19 protein-coding genes are annotated in these 16,569 nt (G+C 70.3%); 8 read left to right on the top strand and 11 right to left on the bottom strand.

Annotated features, from left to right (window positions below):
* Positions 1–37: 37 nt before the first annotated feature.
* Together FHR72_RS03250 and FHR72_RS03245 are read left to right on the top strand one after the other, a co-directional pair.
* Positions 38–1,033, top strand: coding sequence for an NAD-dependent epimerase/dehydratase family protein (locus FHR72_RS03250; RefSeq protein WP_183466438.1), 996 nt, complete (start codon positions 38–40; stop codon positions 1,031–1,033).
* A complete protein-coding gene (locus FHR72_RS03245; RefSeq protein WP_183466437.1) occupies positions 1,030–1,707 on the top strand; it encodes an alpha/beta hydrolase family protein in 678 nt (225 codons plus the stop codon). The genes FHR72_RS03250 and FHR72_RS03245 overlap by 4 nt, the downstream gene beginning before the upstream one ends.
* A gap of 23 nt (positions 1,708–1,730) precedes the next feature.
* On the opposite strand, the gene FHR72_RS03240 is transcribed toward FHR72_RS03245, so the two are convergent.
* Positions 1,731–2,099: a nuclear transport factor 2 family protein gene (locus FHR72_RS03240; RefSeq protein ID WP_183466436.1), complete on the bottom strand. Its 369-nt coding sequence runs from the start codon at positions 2,097–2,099 to the stop codon at positions 1,731–1,733.
* 84 nt (positions 2,100–2,183) lie between these two features.
* On the opposite strand from FHR72_RS03240, the gene FHR72_RS03235 reads away from it, so the two are divergent.
* Positions 2,184–2,930 (top strand): SDR family oxidoreductase, encoded by a 747-nt coding sequence (locus tag FHR72_RS03235; RefSeq protein ID WP_183466435.1) that lies wholly within the window; start codon positions 2,184–2,186, stop codon positions 2,928–2,930.
* Between the two features lie 6 nt (positions 2,931–2,936).
* On the opposite strand, the gene FHR72_RS03230 is transcribed toward FHR72_RS03235, so the two are convergent.
* The 5 genes from FHR72_RS03230 to FHR72_RS03210 all read right to left on the bottom strand — a co-directional run bounded on the left by FHR72_RS03230 (position 2,937) and on the right by FHR72_RS03210 (position 6,830).
* Complete coding sequence (locus FHR72_RS03230; RefSeq protein WP_311736038.1) at positions 2,937–3,437, bottom strand: MarR family winged helix-turn-helix transcriptional regulator; 501 nt, start codon at positions 3,435–3,437, stop codon at positions 2,937–2,939.
* Positions 3,434–3,889 carry an acyl-CoA thioesterase gene (locus FHR72_RS03225; protein ID WP_183466434.1) on the bottom strand — a complete coding sequence of 152 codons (456 nt, stop codon included), beginning with the start codon at positions 3,887–3,889 and terminating at the stop codon, positions 3,434–3,436. Before FHR72_RS03225 ends, FHR72_RS03230 begins: the two co-directional genes overlap by 4 nt.
* A 10-nt stretch (positions 3,890–3,899) precedes the next feature.
* Complete coding sequence (locus tag FHR72_RS03220) at positions 3,900–5,195, bottom strand: hydroxyacid-oxoacid transhydrogenase (RefSeq protein ID WP_183466433.1); 1,296 nt, start codon at positions 5,193–5,195, stop codon at positions 3,900–3,902.
* Positions 5,196–5,297: 102 nt separating this feature from the next.
* A complete protein-coding gene (locus tag FHR72_RS03215) occupies positions 5,298–5,921 on the bottom strand; it encodes a TetR/AcrR family transcriptional regulator (RefSeq protein ID WP_183466432.1) in 624 nt (207 codons plus the stop codon).
* 69 nt (positions 5,922–5,990) lie between these two features.
* The gene (locus tag FHR72_RS03210; protein WP_183466431.1) at positions 5,991–6,830 is read right to left on the bottom strand and encodes an SDR family oxidoreductase; all 840 of its coding nucleotides are present in this window, start codon (positions 6,828–6,830) and stop codon (positions 5,991–5,993) included.
* A gap of 70 nt (positions 6,831–6,900) precedes the next feature.
* Here FHR72_RS03210 and FHR72_RS03205 point away from each other — a divergent pair, with 70 nt between their 5' ends.
* Positions 6,901–8,091, top strand: a complete 1,191-nt coding sequence (locus tag FHR72_RS03205; protein WP_183466430.1) for a metallophosphoesterase — start codon at positions 6,901–6,903, stop codon at positions 8,089–8,091.
* Between the two features lie 13 nt (positions 8,092–8,104).
* A complete protein-coding gene (locus FHR72_RS03200) occupies positions 8,105–8,968 on the top strand; it encodes an acyl-CoA thioesterase (protein ID WP_183466429.1) in 864 nt (287 codons plus the stop codon).
* A gap of 18 nt (positions 8,969–8,986) precedes the next feature.
* Here FHR72_RS03200 and FHR72_RS03195 read toward each other — a convergent pair whose 3' ends face one another.
* Both FHR72_RS03195 and FHR72_RS03190 read right to left on the bottom strand, forming a co-directional pair.
* Complete coding sequence (locus FHR72_RS03195; RefSeq protein ID WP_183466428.1) at positions 8,987–9,421, bottom strand: SRPBCC family protein; 435 nt, start codon at positions 9,419–9,421, stop codon at positions 8,987–8,989.
* Positions 9,422–9,430: 9 nt separating this feature from the next.
* Complete coding sequence (locus FHR72_RS03190) at positions 9,431–10,276, bottom strand: 1-acyl-sn-glycerol-3-phosphate acyltransferase (RefSeq protein WP_183466427.1); 846 nt, start codon at positions 10,274–10,276, stop codon at positions 9,431–9,433.
* Between the two features lie 55 nt (positions 10,277–10,331).
* Here FHR72_RS03190 and FHR72_RS03185 point away from each other — a divergent pair, with 55 nt between their 5' ends.
* The 3 genes from FHR72_RS03185 (at position 10,332) to FHR72_RS03175 (ending at position 14,067) form a co-directional block, all read left to right on the top strand.
* Positions 10,332–12,917 (top strand): DEAD/DEAH box helicase, encoded by a 2,586-nt coding sequence (locus FHR72_RS03185; protein ID WP_183466426.1) that lies wholly within the window; start codon positions 10,332–10,334, stop codon positions 12,915–12,917.
* A gap of 195 nt (positions 12,918–13,112) precedes the next feature.
* Positions 13,113–13,253, top strand: a complete 141-nt coding sequence (locus FHR72_RS03180; RefSeq protein WP_183466425.1) for a hypothetical protein — start codon at positions 13,113–13,115, stop codon at positions 13,251–13,253.
* A gap of 169 nt (positions 13,254–13,422) precedes the next feature.
* Positions 13,423–14,067 (top strand): vWA domain-containing protein, encoded by a 645-nt coding sequence (locus FHR72_RS03175; RefSeq protein WP_183466424.1) that lies wholly within the window; start codon positions 13,423–13,425, stop codon positions 14,065–14,067.
* Here the strand turns inward: FHR72_RS03175 and FHR72_RS03170 are convergent.
* The 3 genes from FHR72_RS03170 to FHR72_RS03160 all read right to left on the bottom strand — a co-directional run bounded on the left by FHR72_RS03170 (position 14,064) and on the right by FHR72_RS03160 (position 16,535).
* Complete coding sequence (locus FHR72_RS03170; protein WP_183466423.1) at positions 14,064–14,894, bottom strand: LLM class F420-dependent oxidoreductase; 831 nt, start codon at positions 14,892–14,894, stop codon at positions 14,064–14,066. The genes FHR72_RS03175 and FHR72_RS03170 overlap by 4 nt on opposite strands.
* A gap of 72 nt (positions 14,895–14,966) precedes the next feature.
* Positions 14,967–16,112: an RNA polymerase sigma factor gene (locus tag FHR72_RS03165; protein WP_183466422.1), complete on the bottom strand. Its 1,146-nt coding sequence runs from the start codon at positions 16,110–16,112 to the stop codon at positions 14,967–14,969.
* A 15-nt stretch (positions 16,113–16,127) separates the two neighbouring features.
* A complete protein-coding gene (locus FHR72_RS03160) occupies positions 16,128–16,535 on the bottom strand; it encodes a YciI family protein (protein ID WP_183466421.1) in 408 nt (135 codons plus the stop codon).
* Between the last annotated feature and the right edge of the window lie 34 nt (positions 16,536–16,569).

Genomic DNA, 16,569 nt, shown 5'->3' with positions numbered 1-16,569 from the left:
TCGTTTTGCCGGCGGCAATGCGGGAACCCGGTGCGGCATGTCCTTACGCGTCGCCGTCACCGGGCCAACGGGTGAGATCGGGATATCGACCATCTCGGCGCTCGAAGCGCATCCGGAGGTCACGCAGATCGTCGGCATGGCGCGGCGCCCCTTCGATCCCGCCGAACAGGGCTGGACGAAGACGGTGTACCGGCAGGGCGACATCCTCGACCGCGAGGCCGTCGACCGGCTGATCGAGGACGCCGACATCGTGGTGCACCTCGCGTTCATCATCATGGGGTCGCGCGAGGAGAGTGCCCGCGTGAACCTCGAGGGCACCCGCAACGTGTTCGAGGCCGCGGTGGCCTCACCGCGCACCCGCAGGCTCGTCTACACCTCGTCGGTGGCCGCCTACGGATACCACTCGGACAACCCCGTCCCGATCACCGAGGATGTGCCCGCCCGCGGATCCGCCGAGCACTACTACTCCGAGCAGAAGGCGGCGTGCGAGGCCGCGCTGACCGAGGTCACCGCCGGGTCCGACCTCGAGGTCTACGTGCTGCGTCCGTGCATCGTGGCCGGACCCAAGGCCACGGCGCTGGCAGACGTGATGCCCTGGAACCAGCTGCCGATGCCGGTCCGCAGGGTGACGCAGGCCCTGCCGCTGCTCAAACCGCCGTTCCCCGACCCGGGCACCCCGCTGCAGCTGGTCCACCACGACGACGTCGCCACGGCCATCGCGATGGCGGTGACCACGACCACCGCGCCTCCGGGCGCCTACAACATCGCCGGCGACGGGGTCCTGTCCATGTCGGCGGTCGGCGAGGCGCTGGGCGCCAGGCCCCTGCGGGTGCCGCTCGCCGCGGCCAAGGCGACGTCGGAGGTGCTTGCCCGGCTGCCGTACGTGCCGTCGGCGCTGGAGTGGCTGCACGCGGGCCGCACGTCGGTGGTGATGGACACCGGCAAGGCGCGCAATCAGCTCGGATGGCGGCCCAAATACACCGCGGAGGAGACGCTGTCGGCGCTGGCCAGCACCGTGAGCCAACCCGGATGAGGACGGAGCAGTACGCGCCCGGGCGGTCCGTCGACCTGTTCGGCGAACCGTCGGCGCGCAGGGTCCTGCTCTGGCACGGCACGCAGACCGACGCTCGCGCGTCGGTGGGCGTCCTCGCCGAGCTGCTCGCCGAGCGCGGGCTCGGTGTCGTCGCGCCCGACTGGGATTCGCACAGCGACGACGGCGGACGCGCCGACCTGCTGGCCTCGGTGGAGTTCGCCCGGTCGTGGGGTGAGGCTGCCGGCGCGCTCGCGGTGGTCGGCTGGTCGTTGGGCGGCCTCGCTGCCGCCGGTCTGACCGCGCACGCGTCCCGGCACGGCTACCCGCTGGCCCACACCGTGTGCCTGGCCGGGGCGTTCGTCGTCCGCGATCCGGTCTCGGGTGCCGACGACGTCGTCGACGAGCTGCGCACCGTCGACGTGCCGACCCCGTTCACCCTGCTGCACGGCACCGCTGACGACGTCGTCCCGCCGGAGGTCAGCCGGCAGTTCGCCGGGCGTTTGCACACGGCGGATTGGCCGGTGCGGTTGATCGAGATGGACGCCGACCACGGGAACATCGCCGGGGCACGGTACGACGCGGCGGCCGATCGCTACGGTCCGGCCTCCGACCCGGTGACGCGCCGCGTCGCCGCGGAGGTCGCCGACCACATCGCCGCCGCGCTGGCGGACTAGGACCCGCTTGTCGGCCCGGCCACTCACGGCTGCGGGGGGATGAGGACCGTCCACAGGTCGGTGATCTTCCCGTCCTTGATCAGCGCCGCGTCGAAGCCGCCCATGACCGTCGCTCCGGTGGCGGGGTCGACGAGGTTCCACGCGAGATGCCCGAATCCGGGCACCTGATGCACCGGACCGGCCGCCACGAACTGGCTCTCACCCAGATTCGCCTGCAGCTGAACGCATTTCGTCGCCAGCTCGGCGCGTCCGGTGACCACGCCGTCCTCGTCGGTCCAGCGGACGTCCTCGGCATAGGTGGCGGCGATGGCCGCCTCGCGCCGGGATTCGTCGCGCTCGTTGAACACCTCGATCAGGTTCGCGCGCATCAGGTGTTCGATGGAATCGGGCATCGGATTCTCCTCCAGGGAATAGGTGACATGTCACCGAAGTTGTGATGGGCAGAAGCTCATCCACCACAGCACAGGAGCGCAGCAATGGCACTACTGAACGACAAGACAGCACTGATCACGGGCGGGACCTCCGGCATCGGACTGGCCACGGCACAGCGGTTGGCCGCCGAGGGCGCCCACGTCTTCCTGACCGGGCGCACGCAGTCCACCGTCGATGCCGCCGCGGCCTCCATCGGGGAACGGGCCACCGGTATCCGCGGCGACGTGTCGCAGCCGACCGACCTCGACGCCGTCTTCGACGCGATCCGGGCCCACGGCCGCGGCCTCGACGTGGTCTTCGCCAACGCAGGCGGCGGGGAGTTCGCCACCCTCGAGGACATCACCCCCGAGCACCTGGCCGAGACGTTCGGCACCAACGTCTACGGCACCGTGTACACCGTGCAGAAGGCCCTGCCGCTGCTCAACCCCGGCGCATCGATCGTCCTGACCGGATCCACCGCCGCACACAACGGCACACCGTCGTTCAGCGCCTACGCCGCGTCCAAGGCCGCCATCCGTTCACTGGGCAGGACGTGGGCGGCCGAACTGGCCGGTCGCGGCGTCCGCGTCAACACCGTCACCCCCGGGCCCGTCGAGACGCCGGGACTCAAGGGGCTCGCTCCCGAGGAGGGCCAGCAGGCGCTGCTCGACGGACTTCGGGCCGACGTGCCGCTGGGGCGCCTCGGGCATCCGGACGAGATCGCCTCGGCGGTGCTCTATCTCGCGTCGGACCTGAGCAGCTTCGTCACCGGTACCGAGTTGTTCGTCGACGGCGGAGCAGAGCAGCTCTGATCGCGCTCACCGCGGCCCGTCCTCGTCGAGCTCGGGCCGCGGTAGCGTGCCGTGCCGCAGGATGGACTCGTAGACCGCCTCGAGGAGGTCGGCGAGCTGATCCTGACGGTCGCTGTCGAGTTCGGAGAAGAACAGCGTCCTGATCCATGCCGCGTGCGAGGGCGCCGCCGAGTCGAACGCGCGCCGGCCGGCCTCGGTGAGGACGACGTCGGTGGCCCTGCCGTCGGAGTCGGAGCGCCGGCGCTCGACCAGTCCGCGCGCGCTCATCCGCTGTACGTGGTGGGACAGCCTGCTGCGTTCCCAACCGATGGTGGTGGCCAGCACGTTGAGGTGCGCGCGCGAATCACGCGACAGCGTCAAGGCATTCATCACCGTGAAGTCGGGCAGCGACATGTCGCAGTCGGCCTGCAGCTGCCGGTTCATCTCGTACTCCATGCGGTGGTACACCCGCATGTAGCTCAGCCAGGCGCGCCGCTGGACGGGATCGAGGCGCCCGGGCGCCGTCACCGGGTGTCCTCGGTGACCAGCGTGGCCAGCGCCGCCCTGAGGGGTTCCGGGATGGGGACGGCGGTGCGCTGTTCGCGGTCGACGAAGACGTGGACGAAGTGGCCGTGCGCGACCGCCTCACCCGGGATGTCGGGATCGGCCGGATCGTCGGCGAAGATCCCGATGCCGTAGGTCACCGACCGGTTGCCGAGCTTGTCCACGCGCAGTCCGGCACGCAGCGCGTCCGGGTAGGCGACGGGAGCCCGGTAGGAGCATTTCGATTCCACCACAAGGGCGATCACCGGGGAGGTCTGGATGTCGAGCCCACCCTCGCGGATCAGATAGTGGTTGGCGACGGTGTCGAAATAGCTGTAGTACGTCACGTTGTTGACGTGGCCGTAGACGTCGTTGTCCATCCACCGGGTGGTGATCGGAAGGAAGTAGCCGTAGTCGGTGGTGCGGTGACCGGTCATGCCCCCCACCTCACCAGTACCGCATCGACTGGGTGAAAGTCGTTGCCAGCAGGGCCTTGTCGAGCTCGATCGGCGCGTTGCCGAGCAGTCGCTGCTGGGGCCAGGTGCCCTCGGCGAGGCTCCGGCTGTCCGCGTCGGTGTAGCCGACACCACCCAGGCCGTTGGGCATGCCGACCTCCTGCATGATCCGGATGACGTGGTCGGCGAGGACCGCGCCCGCGTCCTCGGGGGCGGCCCCTGCGGTGTCGGCACCGAGATGTCCCGCGGCGTCCAGATGGCGCACCGGGTCGGTGTGGCCGGTGAGCCGGAACGCCGCAGGCGCGTTGAGGATCACCGACATCCCGTGCGGCACAATGGGTTCAGCGTCAGGATAGCCCTCGGGGCGGAAGTCGCGGACCTGGCCGGCCACCGCATAGGCCATCGCGTGGGGCAGGTGCACCCCGGCGTTGCCGAACGCGATGCCGGCCAGCGTGGCGGCCCACATCACCTGCTCGCGCGCCTCCCGGTCGGAGGAATCCGCGACGGCGCGCGTCAGGTAGCGCCCGAGCAGGGTCAGCGCTTCCCGGCAGCCGAGGTCGCTCCACGGGTTGGCGCCCTGGCTCATCGGACGCAGCGTGGGCCGGTCCGGTGCGGTGCGGCGGGTGTAGGGACGGGCGGTGTAGGACTCGAGTGCGTGCGACAGCACGTCGAGTCCGCTGCACGCGACCACCGTGGCGGGCAGGGTGTCCGTGCAGTCGGGGTCGACGAGCGCCTCGGTCGGGCGCAGCGCCGGCGACGCGATGCCGGTCTTGGCGGCCATCGACAACAGGTCGAAGATCGCGATGCCGGTCACCTCGCTGCCGGTTCCCGACGTGGTCGGGCAGGCCAGGTGTGGCCGCAGCGGCCCCGGCACGGCCGCGCCCTCCCCGACCGGCGCGTTGACGTAGTGCAGGAAGTCGGCCGGGTGGCTGGCGTAGAGGTTGGCGGCCTTGGCGGTGTCGATCACCGATCCGCCGCCCACCGACACGTACCCGTCGGGCTGCACCTCGGTGGCGAATTCGGCTGCCCGCCGGAAGGATTCGTCGGTCGGCTCGACCCGGACGTCGGTGTAGGACACCACGTCGAGACCGGCGTCGCGCAACGACTGCCGCACGGTGTCGAAGACCGGCAGCGCGGCGACCACGGGATCGGAGAACAACGCCACCCGGTGGACGCCCCACGCCGCGGCCCGGTCCCCGACCTCGGCGAGGCACCCCCGCCCGAACGTGATGCGCGAGGCATCGACGGTGAACGCGCCCTCGGCGGCGCTGTCGTGGCAGCAGCTCATCCTGCACTTCTCCCGGCTCCGGGTCGACGGCGGTCGACGCTCGTATCGTCGCACCCACTATGCCCCGCGTCCCGGCTGTCGACGAGGACGGGCGGGTGGGGCTCAGCCGGTCCGGCGGGACGACCGCGACGGCAGACCGGCCGCGGCGGGTCCGAGCCACTGGCTGAGGAAATCCCTCAGTTCGGCGCCCTGGTGCGGCGGGCTGCCGGGGTCGAGGAGCAGCGAATGTATCGAGCGCAGACCGAACTCGGCGAGTCTGTCCAGTGCGAGGTCGTCGTATCCGTAAGCGTCCCAGTCGACGTCGAGCCGGTGCAGCAGTGCCCTGCCGAAGGCCCGTGCGGTGTCGGAGGTGATCGACGGGACCAGTCCGCCCCGCCCACGCTGATTGAAGAGGAACTCGATGGTGTCGTCGTGGGCGAGTGCCTCGATCGTGAACGCGACGCCCTCGACCATGGCCGCCGCGGGTTCCCGGTAGCCCCGCAGGTGCCCGGCCAGCTGGTCGAGGAATCCGTCGGCCGAGCGCATCGCGCACGCCATCAGCAGCGCGTCGGTGCTCGGGAAGTAGCGGTAGACGGTCTGCCGCGTCACGGCGAGTTCGCGCGCGACGTCGGCGATCCGCATCGAGGACCCCCGGGCGGCGATGATCGCGTCCGCGGCGTTCAGGATGCGCTCGATGGCCTCCTCGTCGGAGGCGGGGGTGTTTCCGCCCCAGCCGTGGCTACGCACGCCGACATCCTATCGGCCCGGTGCCGGGCAGCGCGCGCACTGCGGGTCGGTGGCGAACACCCAGGCGTGTCAACTCTTTTCGGCGGCGACGCGGGCCCGCTCGGTCATCGAGGCGATCACACCGCCGTCGTTGAGGATGTCGGTGCCGGTGAGGTAGCCGGCCTTGTCGCCGGCGCAGAACGCCAGCAGCTCGGCCATCTCCTCGGCCCTGCCCCACCGCGGAACTGCGGCGTCGGCGACCATCGCCCCCGCGCCGGCCTGCTCTTCGAGGCGGCCCATCTCGGTGTCGACCGACCCCGGCGAGACCGACACGATGCGCAACCCGCGCCCGGTGAAGCGCTCGGCCTGCGCCACGGTGTACCACCGGACGAAACTCTTGCTCACCGCGTAGGACATTCCCGAGCGGGCCTCCTCCGGGGCGATCGCGCAGGCCGCCATCATCTCGGTCATGAAGCGGTCGGGGTCCTGCAGCGCAACCGGAAACGCCGACGTGGGGATGATCTCGGCGGGAAGCATGTGTGCGGCCATCGACGCGACGTTCACGATCGCCGCGCCCTCGGGGGCGACCGCGAAGAACTCCTCGTCGACGTTGACGGTGCCCAGCGCGTTGGTCCGCATCACATACTCGGCGTCCCCCATGCTCGGGCTGACCCCGGCGGTGTGGACGACCGACACCAGCGTGCCGAGGCCCGTCACCCTCGCGAAGAGGTCCTTCACCGCCTGCCGGTCGGTCACGTCGCAGACCACCGCGGTCGCGTCGACACCGCGGTCGGCCAGGGCCGCCGCGGCCCCCTCGAGCCGGTCCTGCCTGACGTCGCACAGCACCACCGCGTGGTCGCGCCCGATGATGTCGGCGGTGGCCCGGCCCATGCCGCCGGCGCCGCCGGTGATTAACGAAACTGCAGCCATCTGTAAACCTCCCCGGTTATTGAACACCGCGGCGGGCCGGGGCGGAACAGCGCGCCGGTACTTTCGATAGATGACAGACAACCCCGCCGAGGTGGTCGAGCAGGCCGCCGACGAGCGCCCGCGGCGCCGGCGCCGGTGGCGACGCGTCGCCGTCGTGCTGACGATCATGGCCCTGCTGTTCGGGGTGCCGTGGTGGTCGCTGGTGGTCGGCGGCGCCGCGTGGCCGACCGCTGTGGTCGTCGCCGGCTCGGTGGTGTTCGCCGCGGCGTTCGCGGCGCTGCCGGCGACGATGATGCTCGGACACGCACGCCGGCGGGACCGGGCGGCCGCGCTCGGCGATGCGCTGCTGGGCGCGGCGTGGGTGCTGTTCGTGTGGTCGGTCCTCGGCCAGCTCCTCGAGGTGGGTCTGCTGCTGGGCGGTGTCGCCGACCCGCTGCGTTCCCGGATCGTCACGGTCGTCGTCCTCGCGGTCGTGGCCGTCCTGCTGGGCTGGGGCCACTTCGAGGCGATGCGGGTACCGCGGGTCAGACGCCTCGACGTGACGCTCCCCCGCCTCGGGCGCGGTCTGGACGGGCTGCGCGTCGCGGTCATCACCGATACGCACTACGGGCCGATCGACCGGGCCCGCTGGTCGGCCGGTGTGGTCGAGCGGGTCAACACCCTGAACGCCGACGTGGTGTGCCACGTCGGAGACATCGCCGACGGCACCGCCGAGATCCGGGACGCCCAGGCGGCCCCGCTGGCCGACGTGCGGGCGACGTCGGCGCGGGTGTACGTCACCGGAAATCACGAGTACTTCAGTGAGGCCGAGGGTTGGCTCGACTACATGGCACGCATCGGATGGGACGTGCTGCACAACCGGCACATCACGGTGGAGCGCGGCGGTGACCGGCTCGTCGTCGCCGGTATCGACGACGCCACCGCCGCCGGCTCGGGGGTGCGCGGTCACGGTGCCGACCTGGGCACCGCGCTCGCAGGCGCCGACCCGCAGTCGCCCGTGTTGCTGCTGGCCCATCAGCCCAAACAGGTGGTGCACGCCGCCCGCGCGGGGGTGGACCTGCAGCTGTCCGGCCACACCCACGGCGGACAGATCTGGCCGTTCAACTTCCTGGTTCGGCTGGAGCAGCCCGTGGTCTGCGGGCTGAGCCGTCACGGCGAACGCACCCAGCTCTACACCAGCCGCGGCACCGGTTTCTGGGGCCCGCCGTTCCGGGTTTTCGCCCCCAGCGAGATCACCCTGCTGACGCTGCGCAGCGCCTAGGCAAGATGTCCGGGTGTCCTCCTCGCTGGGCGACGTGCTCGCCTCCCTGCAGCTCGAATCCGACAGCACCCATTCCTCGTCGACACAGGCGTCGGAACAGGCGTCGGGGCGGTCGTCGTTCGTCGGCGCGCAGCTGCCCGCGCCCGCCAACCACATTCTGGGCGGCCACATCTCGGCCCAGGCACTGCTGGCAGCCAGCCTGACCGCGCGCGGCCGCACCCCGCACAGCGTCCACACCTACTTTCTGCGACCCGGCGACGCCCGAGAGCCGGTGACGTTCGAGGTGGTCCCCCTGCAGGAGGGCCGGACCTTCTCGGCGCGCCGGGTGACGGCCCGCCAGGGCGACGAGATCCTGCTGGAGGCGATGTCGTCGTTCAAGGAGAGGAACCCCGGCGCCGAACCCGTCACCTACCAGCCACCCATTCCCGAGGTCGCACCACCGGAATCGCTGCCCGAGGTCGCGCCCCACTTCGCGGAATCGGACGACACGACCCCGGGCCAGTGGGCGAGCCTGCGGTGGTTCGAGCGGCGCATCGTCGACGCCTTGACCGCGCCGCCCGCGCTGTCGCGGATCTGGTGGCGACCCGACGGCAGTGTTCCCGACGACCCGGTGCTGACGGCGTCCCTGGTGGCGTACCTGTCGGCGGTGACGCTGACCGAGCCGGCTTTCGCCGCACGCGGCGGCGTCAGGGTGTCGGCGCAGCGGGACCATTCGGTGTGGTTCCATTCGGCGGCCGACCTGTCGGACTGGCTGCTCTACGAACAGTCGTCGCCGAGCAGCGCCGACACCCTCGCGATGGCCAGCGGCACGATGTTCAACCGCAACGGGAACCTGGTGTGCACGGTCCGTCAGGAGATGTACTTCCCGCCTCGCTGAGGATCGGTTGCGGGTCGCTCAGCCTTCGACGAGCACCTTGAGCTGCCGGACGGTCTGGTCCATGATGCGGGCCACCTGCCGCGACGCGACGTAGTCGGCGATCAGACCGAGGACACCCCCGGGCGCCTCGTAGGCCAGCCGGAACGTCACCTTGGTGCGACCGTCGCCGGCGTCGCGCATCCGGAACCGTCCCCGCAGCGTCACGCCGGTGATCCCGATCCAGGCCAGGTCGCGTGCCTCGTCGAACTCGACCACCTCGATGACACCGCCGATGGGGACCGAACCCACCTTCCAGTGCACGGTGTAGCGCGAACCCACCCCGACGGGTCCGTCGGTGACGGTCTCCCACCGCTCCAGGCTGGCCATGAACTCCGGGTAGCACCCCGGGTCGCTGACGTGCTTCCACACCAGGTGCGGCTCGACGTCGACCATCACGCTGCGGGCAAGTCGCATCGCTGCCTCCTAACCGAGAATCGGGAATCGCCGCTCGGCGCCGAGTCGGTCCACGGCCGACTGCAGGCTGCCGAGGACCCTGTCGTTGACGTCGTCGTCGCTGCTGCCCGCGATGTCGTCGGGATCGATCGGGTCCTGCACCTCGATCACGATCTTGGTCGGCAGCGGGAGCCGGGGCACCATGTCGCTGACCGCCAGCCCCCACGGCGGCGCCAGCAGGATGGGCACGCTCTTGAGGCGGGCGATCTTGTCGACCCGCAGCAGCCGGGCCAGCCACTGGCCGCGGTCGAGGAACAGCGCCGCCTCCTGGCCGCCGACGCTCGCGATCGGCACGATCGGCACCCCGGCCTCGCGCGCCAGCTTCACGTATCCCTGGCGTCCGCCGAAGTCCACCTCGTGGCGTTTCCAGGACGGTCGGAACACCTCGTAGTCGCCACCGGGGTAGACCAGCAGCGCGGCACCGGACTTCAGCGCGAGCGTGGCGTTGTCGTGGTTGGCGGCGACGGTGCCGAACTTGCGCAGCGACCCGAGGCCCGGCATGGACACCACCAGGTTGTGCGCGAGCTGGTAGAACGGGCGCTCGATGCCGAAGTACGAGCAGAACGCCAGCGTGAGCACGAATGTGTCGGGCGGGAGGTTGCCGCCGCTGTGGTTGCCGACCAGCAGCACCGGCCCGTTGGCCGGGATGCGGTCCAGACCGCGGACGTCGGCGCGGAAGTACAGCGAGGCCAGCAGCCACAGCCCGGGCAGTTGTTCGCGGATGTAGTCCGCATCGCGTTGATCGAGGTCGGCCTTCGGCACGCGCGCGCCGACCTCATGCTTGACCCATTCGAGGACATCACCGAACCCCGCCATGGGAGGTGATATTGACAACAGTGCGGTTCGGCAAACCTGGCAGGCTGTATCCCTGATGGCCACCCTGATCGAGAATCCGAACGACCTGTCCGCGCTGCGCGCGGTGGGTTCCGATGCCGACGAGCTGTTCGCGGCGTTCGCCGAGTGGGCGGCCGACCGCGGCACCACGCTCTACCCGGCGCAGGAGGAAGCGCTGATCGAGCTGGTCAGCGGCGCCAACGTCATCCTGGCCACCCCGACCGGCTCCGGGAAGTCGTTGGTGGCCACCGGCGCGCAGTACGCGGCCCTGGCAGCGGGCCGGCGCAGTTACTACACGGCGCCGATCAAGGCGCTGGTGAGTGAGAAGTTCTTCGCGCTGTGCGACGTGTTCGGCGCGGCCAACGTCGGCATGCTCACCGGCGATGCGGCCGTGAACTCCGAGGCGCCGATCATCGCGTGCACGGCGGAGATCCTGGCGAACATCGCGCTGCGCGAGGGGGGCCCTGCGAACACCGCCGAGGATCTGGTCGTGATGGACGAATTCCATTTCTACGGTGACCCCGACCGCGGCTGGGCCTGGCAGGTGCCTCTGCTGGAGCTGCCGCGGGCGCAGTTCCTGCTGATGTCGGCGACGCTGGGTGACGTGACGTTCCTGCGCGACGACCTGACGCGGCGCACCGGACGGCCCACGGCGCTGGTCGCCAACACCGAACGTCCGGTACCGCTGTTCTTCTCCTACGCCACGACGCCGATGCACGAGACCATCCAGGAGCTCGTCGACACCCGGCAGTCGCCGGTCTACGTCGTGCACTTCACCCAGGCGTCGGCGCTGGAGCGGGCCCAGGCGTTGATGAGCGTCAATGTCAGCACCAAGGAGGAGAAGGCCGCGATCGCCGACATGATCGGGGCGTTCCGCTTCTCGTCGGCCTTCGGCGCCACGCTGTCGCGCCTCGTCCGGCACGGCATCGGCGTGCACCACGCGGGCATGCTGCCCAAGTACCGGCGGCTGGTCGAGCAGCTGGCGCAGGCGGGTCTGCTGAAGGTCATCTGCGGCACCGACACCCTCGGCGTCGGGATCAACGTGCCGATCCGCACGGTGGTGTTCTCGGCGCTGTCCAAGTACGACGGCACCCGCACCCGGCTGCTCAACGCGCGCGAGTTCCACCAGATCGCCGGCCGGGCCGGGCGGGCCGGGTTCGACACCGCGGGCACGGTCGTGGTGCAGGCGCCCGATCACGAGGTGGAGAACCTCAAGCAGTTCGCCAAGGTCGCCGACGATCCGAAGAAGCGGCGGAAGCTGGTGCGCCGCAAGGCTCCCGAGGGCATGGTGCCGTGGAGCGAGACCACCATGACCCGCCTGGTGGACGCCGCGCCGGAACCGCTGACCAGCAACATGCGGGTGTTCACCGGGATGATCCTGAGTGTGGTGGGCCGGCACGGGGCGGGTGATGGATCCAGCGATCCGTTCGAGGCGATGCGGCGGCTGCTGACCGACAACCACGAGTCGCGCAAGAAACAGCTGCGGCTGATCCGCGAGGCGGTGGGCATCGCGCGATCGCTGCTGCAGGCCGGCGTGGTGGAGAGGTTGGACGCGCCCGAACCCGACGGCATGTCCGCTTCCCGTCGCTCCGCTCGCCCCGTTCGCTACCGGCTGACCGTCGACCTGCCGCCGGACTTCGCGCTGAACCAGCCGCTGTCGACGTTCGCCCTCGCCGCGATCGGCCTGCTCGATTCCGAATCGGAAAGCTATGCGCTGGACGTCGTTTCGGTGATCGAGGCGACGCTGGAAGACCCGCGCCAGGTACTGGCGGCGCAGCTGAACAAGGCCAGGGGCGAGGCCGTGGCGCAGATGAAGGCCGACGGCATCGAGTACGACGAGCGCATCGAGCTGCTCGACGAGGTCACCTACCCGAAGCCGTTGGCCGACGTGCTGGAGCACGCGTACGAGGTGTATCTGCAGAGCAATCCGTGGGCCGCCGACGGGAAGCTGTCACCGAAGTCCGTGGTGCGCGAGATGTGGGAGCGTGCCTTCACCTTCCGGGAGTACGTCAGCGTCTACGGGCTTACCCGCTCCGAGGGCGCGGTGCTGCGCTACCTCTCCGATGCGTTCAAGGCGCTGCGCTCGGGCGTGCCCGCGACCGCCCGCACCGAGGAGCTGACCGATATCGTCGAATGGCTCGGAGAGCTTGTCCGCCAAGTCGATTCGAGCCTGCTCGACGAATGGGAGCAACTCACCAGCCCCGACCAGCCCCACGATCAACCGGTCGCGGTACCCGCGCGGCCGCGACCGCTGACCGGCAACGAGCGGGCGTTCACCGCGATGGTGCGCAATGCGCTGTTCCGCCGCGTCGAACTCTTCGCGCGAGAGCGCTGGGACGAGCTCGCAGCCCTCGACGGCCGGGCGGGGCTCTCGGCGCAGCGCTGGCAGGAGATCGGGGACGACTACTTCGACGAGCACGACGACGTCGGGACCGGCGCCGACGCCCGCGGGCCCGCACTGCTGATCATCGACCGTCAGCCCGGTCTCTGGCGGGTGCGTCAGATCCTCGACGACCCTGCCGGAGACCACGATTGGGGATTCGAGGTGGAGGTCGACCTGGACGCCTCCGACGAGGAGGGCGTCCCCGTGCTGCGGCTCACCGACGCCGGCCGCCTGGACTGACCGCGTGGGCCGACTGCGGCCGGACGCGGCGATCCGCACCCACCCGCCCAGGGCCTGTGACCCGCCTCTCTGTCCGCAAAATCACACGTCAGCGGTTTGATTTACCTGCACGTAACACGGACCATCGAAGGAGTCCGGCCGATGGGCGACCCCCGAATCGCGCCGAACCCCACACCACACATCAGGAGTCCGAGAATGTTCGCGCAGTACCGTGCCGCCCGCCAGGTCAACCGTGATCGGCGTCGTCTCTACGCGCGGATTGCCTCGATGCCGCACTCCACCGTCCGCGACGAGCTCGTCGCCGTCGCGCAGCGCTACGAAAACGCCGACCGCTGACGCTGCGCTGAGGCGTAGAATGTGATCAGTGCCGCATCCACCGGGTGGACGACGCGCACCTGATCATCCCGGGTCTTCCGCCCGCCGATGCCGGTGGCGATACGAGCAATCACCATGTGCCTCCACGCCCGTCAAGCCGGGTAGCCGATCGACGCTGCTGGAGGCAATCGTGACCAATCCCGACAAGACGCTCATCGCCGCGCTGCTGGACCGTTCCGGTTCCATGAAGACCTCGAAGGCCGCCACCGAGGACGGCTGGCGCGAACTGATCAACGAGCAACGTCAGCAGCCCGGCCTGTGCGAGGTCACGCTCGCCCAGTTCGACACGGTCTACGAGCTGGTGTACCCGCCGACCGACATCGCCCTGGTGCCGGACTTCGAGGTCGTCCCGCGCGGTATGACCGCTCTTCTGGACAGCACGGGACGGTTCATCACCGAGGTCGGCCGACGCCTCTCCGCCCTTCCCGAGAACGAGCGGCCCGGGACGGTCATCTGCATGATCATGACCGACGGCATGGAGAACTCCAGCACCGAGTGGACATGGTCTGCGGTGCGGGATCTGATCGATCAGCAACGCCGGCAATGGAATTGGCGGTTCATCTTCCTGGGTTCCAACATCGACGCCGTCGAGGTCGGAGCCAGGATGGGTGTCGCCGCCGAGGACGCCATCACCTACGACAGCAGCCACTACACGAGTACGGTCGCCGTCAGCGCTGCGGCCAGCTCGTGGATCGGGTCGGCCCGCGCCGGCCGGCGCACCGGGTTCACCGCCGCCGACCGGGCTGCGGCGATGAGCGAACCCGGGACGACCTAGCCGCGGTAGTGTGCGACCTGCTCGGCGTAATCGTCGAGCAGGCGCAGACTTTCGTCGAGCGGCTTGGTGGGGAGCAACAGGTTGACCTGCCCGAACCCGAGTTCCTCCGAGGCCTGCCAGTAGTCCGGGTCGGCGGGGGTGCCGAACTGCGTCAGCGGGACGTCGTGGGAGGCGCCGGCGCGGATCTGATCGATGCGCATGGCCAGTCGTTTCGCCGGCAGCGGGTTGGAGATCCAGCCGGCGCCGTGGCGGATGATGCGCTTGACGGTCGCATCCGAGTCGCCGCCGATGAGGACGGGCGGATGCGGCTTCTGCACCGGCTTGGGGCGTAGGTAGGACGACGCGAAATCGACGTATCTGCCGTGGTATTCGGCCGGCTCGTCGGTCCAGAGCGCCTTGATCGCCTCGATCCGCTCGTCCAGCAGCGCGCCGCGGGTCTTGGGGTCGGTGCCGTGGTGGCGCAGTTCCTCGATGTTCCAGCCCGCGCCGACGCCGAACACGAAGCGGCCCTGGGAGATCAGGTCGATGCTGGCGGCTTCCTTCGCGGTGACGATCGGATCTCGCTGGATGAGCAGCGCGATCCCGGTGATCAGCTGGATCTTCGAGGTCACCGCGGCGGCCGCGGCCAGCGTGACGAACGGGTCGAGGGTGCGGTAGTAGATCGACGGCAGCTCACCGCCGAGCGGATACGCCGATTCCCTGCTCGCCGGGATGTGGGTGTGCTCGGCGACGGCGAGCGCGTCGAAACCCCGCTCCTCGACCGCGCGGGCCAGCGACACGGTGTCGATGGTGTCGTCGTTGACGAACGTCGAGATACCGAACTTCATGGGCGCCCCTCACTGGCTGTCGTCGGCGGTGGCAACGCCGGGTCCCACGAGGCTATTCCACTGCTCCCCTTGTCACCGGGCGCGCAGTCGGGCCGCCTGCAGGGTGAGGTGGTTGCGCTCGGACACACTGGACGCCTGGGCCGCCGCCTCGGCGTACAGCCGGGCTGCCGTCGCGGTGTCGCCGGCCTTCTCGTGGAGGTAAGCCCTCGCCGCGGTGTGGCGCGGGAGCCGCGGATCGAGACCGGCCAGCGCGACGAGGCCCGCCCGCGGCCCGTCGGCCTCACCGACGGCGACAGCGCGATTCAGGCGCACCACCGGGCTGTCGGTCAGCGCGGCGAGCTCGTCGTACCACTCGACGATCTGCACCCAGTCGGTGTCGGCGGCGGTCTGCGCATCGGCGTGTAGCGCCGCGATCGCGGCCTGGGCCTGATACTCGCCGAGCCGGTCGCGCGCCAGGGCGGACTGCAGCACGGCGACGCCCTCGGCGATGAGGTCCCGCCGCCACAGGCTGCGGTCCTGGTCGGCCAGTGGCACGAGGCTCCCGTCACCGCGGGTGCGGGCCGCGCGCCGCGCGTGATGGAGCAGGAACAGTGCCAGCAACCCGTGTGCCTCGGTGTCGGCGGTCAACGCCGCCAGCTGCCGGGCCAGCCGGATCGCCTCGACGGCGAGGTCCGCGGCATCCGGGTCGCCGGTGTAGCCCTCGTTGAACACCAGATACAGCACTTTCATCACCGTGGCCAGGTCACCCGGTTCGTCGAGGCGGGAATCGGCAATCGTGCGCTTGGCCCGGCTGATGCGTTGCGCCATCGTCGTTTCCGGCACCAGGTAGGCCTGCGCGATCTGGCGGGTGGTGAGCCCCCCGACGGCCCGCAGGGTCAGCGCCGTCGCCGAGGCGGGGCTCAGCGCGGGGTGCGCGCACAGGAAGTAGAGCGTCAAGGTGTCGTCCACCGATTCCGTGGGCCCCGGAGCCGGCTCGTCGACGACCCGCAGCTCGCGCTCCCGCCGGGCCGTGTCCGAGCGCGCCATGTCGAGGAAGCGGCGCCATGCCGTGGTGATCAACCAGCCCCTGGGGTCGTCGGGGTGGCGGTCGGGCCACGTCTCCCACGCCCGCACCAGTGCCTCCTGCACGGCGTCCTCGGCGGTCGCGAAGTCCGCACCCCGGTGCACGAGCGCAGCCAGCACACCGGGGATCAGGTTGCGCAGCTGCGCCTCGTCCACGGCTGGTCGGTACGGCTAGTCGGTGGTGGCCGGACCGGCGGTGAGCAGGGGCCGCACCTCGAGCCACTCGTGGATGGGGCGGCCCCCCGCCCCCGGTGCCGCCGACAGCTCGCCGGCGAGCTCGACCGCACGCTCGTAGCTGTCCACGTCGACGATCATGAAGCCCGCGATCAGGTCCTTCGTCTCGGCGAACGGGCCGTCGGTCACGGGTGGTTTCCCGTCACCGTCGTGGCGCACCCAGGCGCCGTCGGCCGACAGCGCCTGGCTGCCGACGAACTCTCCGCTGTCGCGCAACCGGTCGGCGAAGTCGTTCATGTACTGCAGGTGAGCGTCGACCTCGGCCGGGGTCCAGCGGTCCATCGGCACGTCGTTGACCGCCGCCGGGGCGCCGCGGTAGTGCTTCAGGAACAGGTACTTCGCCATCGGGTTCTCCCTTCGAGTCGGCGACCCGTGTCGG

The sequence above is a fragment of the Mycolicibacterium iranicum genome (genome assembly GCF_014190915.1).
GTDB lineage: Bacteria > Actinomycetota > Actinomycetes > Mycobacteriales > Mycobacteriaceae > Mycobacterium > Mycobacterium iranicum_B.
The sequence above is the reverse complement of the archived record's forward strand: the minus strand, read 5'-3'. Positions and strand labels throughout refer to the sequence as shown.